Origin of the sequence: Streptomyces otsuchiensis, assembly GCF_004305975.1 — a bacterium.
In the GTDB taxonomy this organism is placed as follows: Bacteria; Actinomycetota; Actinomycetes; order Streptomycetales; family Streptomycetaceae; genus Streptomyces; species Streptomyces otsuchiensis.
In genome coordinates, this window is record NZ_BHZI01000339.1 from 1 (window position 1) to 5,661 (window position 5,661).

Genomic DNA, 5,661 nt, shown 5'->3' on the forward strand with positions numbered 1-5,661 from the left:
ACCCCGGACGAACCCGAACGCAAGCCCATCCCCTGGGTGATGGCGCTGATGCCGCTGGTGGGCGCCTTCGCCATGGCGATGCTGCTGGGCCGCTGGGTCTTCCTGATCCTGGCGTTCCTCTCGCCCATCATGGTGTTCCTCAACTACCGCGTTCAGCGCAAGCGTTCGCTGGAGAAGCACGCCGTCAAGATCGCGGAGTACGAGGCCACCAAGGCCCGGGTCGAGCAGGACGCCCAGAACGCCCTGGTCGCCGAACGCTTCACCCGCCGCCACGCCGGACCCGACCCGGGCGTGCTGCTCAACGCCGCCACCGGCCCGCGCACCCGCCTGTGGGAACGCCGCCGCACCGACGACGACTACCTGCTGCTGAGAGTCGGAACCAGCGAACTCGACTCGGCGGTCGTCCTCACCGACCCCGACGAGGACGAGCACAAACGCGAGGTCACCTGGAAGGTCGCCGACGCCCCCACCGGCATCCCGCTCAAGGAGCACGGTGTCATCGGCTTCGCCGGCCCCGGCGACATGGTGCGCGGCATGGGCCGCTGGGCCGTCGGCCAGCTCGCAGCCCTGCACAGCCCCAACGACGTGCAGATCTACATCCTCACCGACTCCACCGGCCAGCAGAGCTGGGAGTGGGCGCGCTGGCTGCCGCACTGCCGGCCGAAGTACGAGCAGAGCACCAACGTCCTCATCGGCGCCGACGCCGAGACCGTCGGCGCCCGCATCGCCGAACTGACCGGCATCCTGGAGAGCCGCGCCGAGGCGGTCCGCAAGGCCCGCGGCGGCACGCTGTTCTCCGAGCCGGACATCGTCGTCATCTACGACGGCTCCCGCCGGATGCGCACCCTGCCCGGCGTCATCCGGCTCTTCAAGGAGGGCCCCGCCGCCGGGATCCAGTCCATCTGCCTGGAGGAGGAGGAGCGGTTCCTCCCCGCCGAATGCCAGGCCGTCGCCATCGCGATCTCCGCCCACGAGGCCACCGCCGACCCCTGGCAGCAGTTCAAGCCGCGGCTGCCGGTCTCCGGTTTCCCCGGCGCCCCGGACGCCCAGCAGGCCGCGCGGATCCCCGGGATGCCGCCGGCCCCGTCCGCCACCCCCGGCTGGCAGGGCGGGGCGACTCCCGACCCCTCCGGCTTCACCCGGCTGCGCGTGGAACGCAAGGGCGAACCCCGAGTGCTGGGCGTCCTCCCCGACCTGGTCAGCCCCTCCTGGTGCGGGCTGATCTCCCGGGCCCTCTCCCCGCTGCGCGACATCAGCGACGAGGCGGAGGGAGCCGGCCTGCCCAACTCCAGCCGGCTGCTCGACGTGCTCCAACTGGAGCCGCCCACACCGGAGATGATCGCCGCCCGCTGGCAGTACGACGGCCAGTCCACCACCGCCGTCATCGGTGAGTCCTACGACGGCGCGTTCGCCATCGACCTGCGGCGCGACGGACCGCACGGCCTGATCGCCGGCACCACCGGCTCCGGCAAGTCCGAACTGCTGCAGACCATCGTCGCCGCGCTCGCCGTCGCCAACACCCCCGACAACATGACGTTCGTCCTGGTCGACTACAAGGGCGGCTCCGCGTTCAAGGACTGCGTCCAACTGCCCCACACCGTCGGCATGGTCACCGACCTCGACAACCACCTCGTGGAACGCGCGCTGCGCTCGCTGGGAGCCGAACTCACCCGCCGCGAGCACATCCTCGCCGGCGTCGGCGCCAAGGACATCGAGGACTACCAGGACCTGATGCGGCGCGAGCCGGGCCAGCACGTGGTCATGCCGCGCCTGCTGATCGTCATCGACGAGTTCGCCTCGATGGCCCGGGAACTGCCCGACTTCGTCAAGGGCCTGGTCAACATCGCGCAGCGCGGCCGTTCCCTCGGCATCCACCTGCTGCTCGCCACCCAGCGGCCCTCCGGCGTCGTCTCCCCGGAGATCCGGGCCAACACCAACCTGCGGATCGCGCTGCGGGTCACCGACTCCGGCGAGTCCACCGACGTCATCAACTCCCCGGACGCCAGCCTCATCGCCAAGACCACCCCCGGCCGCGCCTACGTCCGGCTCGGCGCCGCCTCACTGGTGCCCTTCCAGTCCGGTCGCGTCGGCGGACGCCGCCCAGGCGCCCAGGGCCCGACCGTGGTGCGGCCCTGGACCAAGCCACTGGACTGGTACGGACTCGGACGCGAGGAGCTCAAGCGCCCGCCGAGCGCCAAGAAGGAGGAGGACGCCAACACCGACCTGCGCGTCCTCGTCGACGCGGTCATCGCCGCCGACCGTCAGCTCGGCTTCGAACCGCAGCACAGCCCGTGGCTGCCGTCCCTGCCCGACACGCTGCTGCTCTCCGACATCCCCGCGCCCGGGGCGGCCGGCGCGCTGCCGTCCGCCGCCTACGCGCTGGAGGACATTCCGGAGCAGCAGAGCCGCCGGCCGCTGGCGATCGACTTCAAGACCTTCGGCCACCTGCTGTTCGCCGGCGCCCCGCGCACCGGCAAGTCGCAGCTGCTGCGCACCATCGCGGGGTCGCTGGCCCGCACGCACTCCAGCGAGAACGTGCACCTCTACGGCTTCGACTGCGGCAACGGCGCGCTCAACGTGCTGACCAGGCTGCCGCACTGCGGCGCGGTCGTGGGCCGCAACCAGGTGGACCGGGCCCGGCGGCTGCTGACCCGCCTGGTGAGCGAGACCAGCCGCCGGCAGGAGGTGCTGGCCGCCGACGCGCTCGCCGACATCAACGAGCAGCGCGCCACCGCCGCGCCCGACGACCGGCTGCCGCACATCGTGGTGCTGGTCGACCGCTGGGACGGCTGGACCAGCTCGCTGGGCGAGGTGGACATGGGCGCCCTGACCGACCAGCTGTTCCTGGTGATGCGGGAGGGCGCCAGCGTCGGCATCCACGTGATCATCACCGGCGACCAGAAGGTCATGAGCGGCCGCATCAGCGGGCTCAGCGAGGACAAGTACGCCTTCCGGCTCCCGGACCGCGCCGACTACACCATGGCCGGGCTGCGCTCCAAGGACCTGCCGGAGGAGATCCCGCCCGGGCGGATCTACCGTTCGCAGACCGCCGCCGAGATCCAGGTCGGTGTCCTCGGCGAGGACCTCTCCGGCCAGGGGCAGGCCGCCGCGCTCACCGCCATCGGGGAGTACACCCGGGAGCGTGACGCCGATGTGCCGCGCGCCCGCCGCCCCTTCCGGGTGGATGTGCTCCCCTCCAAGCTGACGTTCGCGGACGCCTGGGAGATGCGCGACCCGGACGCCGCCAAGTCCCCGCTGTGGAGCCTGATCGGCGTCGGCGGCGACGAACTGACCGCCTTCGGCCCGGACATGGGCTCCGGCCTGCGCTCCTTCGTGATCGCCGGCCCGCCGCAGTCCGGCCGCAGCACCGTGCTGTGCCACATGGCGCGGTCCTTCCTGCGCGGCGGGGTGCGGCTGGTGCTGTGCACCCCGCGCGAGTCGCCGCTGAGCGCCTTCGAGGGCGAGCCGGGGGTGCTGCGGCTGATCACCGGGGACAAGCTCACCGACGCCGAGGTGGTGGAGGCGGTGGCCACCGCCTCCCCGCAGGAGCCGATCGTCTTCATGATGGACGACGCCGAGGACCTGCGCCGACGGCGCGAGGCCGATGAGGAGTTGAAGGCCATCGCCATCCGCGGCGCGCAGCGGGGCATCTCGCTGGTGATCGCCGGCGCGGAGGCCGATGTGTGCAGCGGATTCAGCGGCTGGCAGTCTGAGGTGAAGAAGGCCAAACGGGGCGTGCTGCTCTCCCCGGCCACTCACCGTTCGGGCGAACTCATCGGCGCCAAGCTGCCGCGCAGCGCCGCCGTGGAACGGCCGCAGCCGGGGAACGGCATTCTCCATCTCGGAGACGGCAATCCGGTCTCCGTGCGTATTCCGGTGCCCTGAAACGGGATTCACCCGGGCCGCCGCCAGCCGGCGGCGGCGGCCCGGGCGCCGAATCGGGTAACTCCGCGCGCAATTTCATCACCGTGTGGTGGAGTTGACGGAATTGGCCCGGGCGTCCGGACGCGGGGCGGACGGCGACGCCGGGCGCGGACCGTGCGCCCCGCACCGCGCCGGGGGCGCACGCCGGGCCGATCACGCTGCGCGGAGCACCTGTTGCACGGGTGTGACAGGTGGAGCGTTGTAGGCGCTGCTGAGCGGCTGATAACGTTCCAGCGAGTTTCGAACTATTCGTAATGACCTATTTGCTCAGTAGAGCCAGAATAGGCGTGCAACGCGCCCCGGGGCCGGGCGGTTGCCTACACCGGGGGTGGTGGCGTGAAGACCCAGGACCGTTCGTCTGCGATCGCGAAGAAGTCGGTTGCGGCCGGACCGGCGATGGGTGATCGGCTCCCGGCGCCGCCCAGAGAGCGCAAGCCCGCCCTGGCCGCCCTCGCGGTGCTGCTGATCCTGGCCGGTGCGCTCGGCGCGACCATGCTGGTCCTGCAGGCCGGGGACCGGGTCGAGGCCGTCATGATCACCGAGCGGGTACCCGCCGGACAGCCCGTCCCCGAGAGCGCGATGACCTCCGTCCTCGTCGCCGAGGACCCCGGCGTCAACTACTTCACGTGGAACAACCGGGCGCGTTTGCAGGAGGAGTTCGTCCCCAGCGTCGACCTGGTCCAGGGCACGGTCCTGGTGGGCGAGATGCTCAGCGCCGAGGAGACCCTCGACCAGGGCGAGGTCCTCGTCGGACTCGCCCTCGCCTCCGGCCGCTACCCCTCCGACATCCGTCCCGGCGACACCGTCGCCGCGTACTGGGTCGGCCGGGACAGCGGCAGCGGCGACGAGGAGACGGTCCAGCGGGAGAGCGTCATCGTCGAGCGGGCCAAGGTGCAGAACGTCCACGGCGGCGAGGGCCGTGGCGACCTCCCCGTCACCCTGCGGGTCGGCGCCGACGAGGCCGCCGCCCTCGCCCGGGCCGGGGCCGGCGGCGAGGTCTCCCTCGTCATCGTGCCGTCCAGCGACAACTGACCTCCACGGCGCCCGTGGACGCCGGACCCCGCGTCCCGTCCCGGCGCCGGCACCACGACCGACCACGGCCGTCCGCACGAGCTGACCGCAAGAGCCGAGCCGAGCCGAACTGAGGGGCTGAACCAGACAGATGGCGCTGATCGCAGTGGCCGCCGACAAGGGGTCGCCGGGAGCCACCACCACCGCCGTGGCGCTCGCCGCGCTGTGGCCCAGGCGAGCCCTGCTCGCCGAGGTCGACCCGGCCGGCGGAGACCTGGTCTACCGCTCCGCCCGCGAGAACGGGCGCCCGCTCGACCCCGGCACCGGCCTGCTCTCCCTCGCGGCGACCGCCCGCCGCGGCATCGCCGCCGAGCAACTGTGGGACCACTCGCAGCGCGTCGCCGGCGGGCTGGACGTCATCGTCGGGCTCACCTCCTCCGACCAGGGCGCCGGCGTCTCCGGCCAATGGGGCGCGCTGGGCAAGGCGTTCGCCGACCTCGCCCAGTCACCGCACCAGGAGGCCGCCGCCGACGTCATCGCCGACTGCGGACGGCTCGGCCCCGACTCCCCGACCCTGGCGCTGCTGCCGCACGCCACCGTGGTACTGCTGGTCACCCGGATCCAGCCGGAGAACCTCGCACACGTCCGGGAACGGGCCGTCGCCCTCAACAACAAGCTGCACGGCCAGCAGCGCGGCGCCGCCCAGATCGGCAAGCCCCAGGTCGG

General features: G+C 72.4%; 2 protein-coding genes and 1 pseudogene. All 3 read left to right on the top strand.

Annotated features, from left to right (window positions below; genetic code table 11):
• Window positions 1-3,885: FtsK/SpoIIIE domain-containing protein (locus tag E0D90_RS23095; protein WP_130799935.1), on the top strand; the 3,885-nt coding region annotated here is incomplete at its 5' end.
• Between the two features lie 435 nt (window positions 3,886-4,320).
• Complete coding sequence (locus E0D90_RS23100) at window positions 4,321-4,956, top strand: hypothetical protein (protein ID WP_130799936.1); 636 nt, start codon at window positions 4,321-4,323, stop codon at window positions 4,954-4,956.
• A 130-nt stretch (window positions 4,957-5,086) separates the two neighbouring features.
• A pseudogene (locus tag E0D90_RS23105) lies at window positions 5,087-5,661 on the top strand (hypothetical protein); the annotation flags it as partial.

What these genes read in the sequence shown, in the direction of transcription:
- E0D90_RS23100 (WP_130799936.1), top strand. Translation starts at nt 4,321, where the DNA reads ATGGGTGATCGGCTCCCGGCGCCGCCCAGAGAGCGCAAGCCCGCCCTG.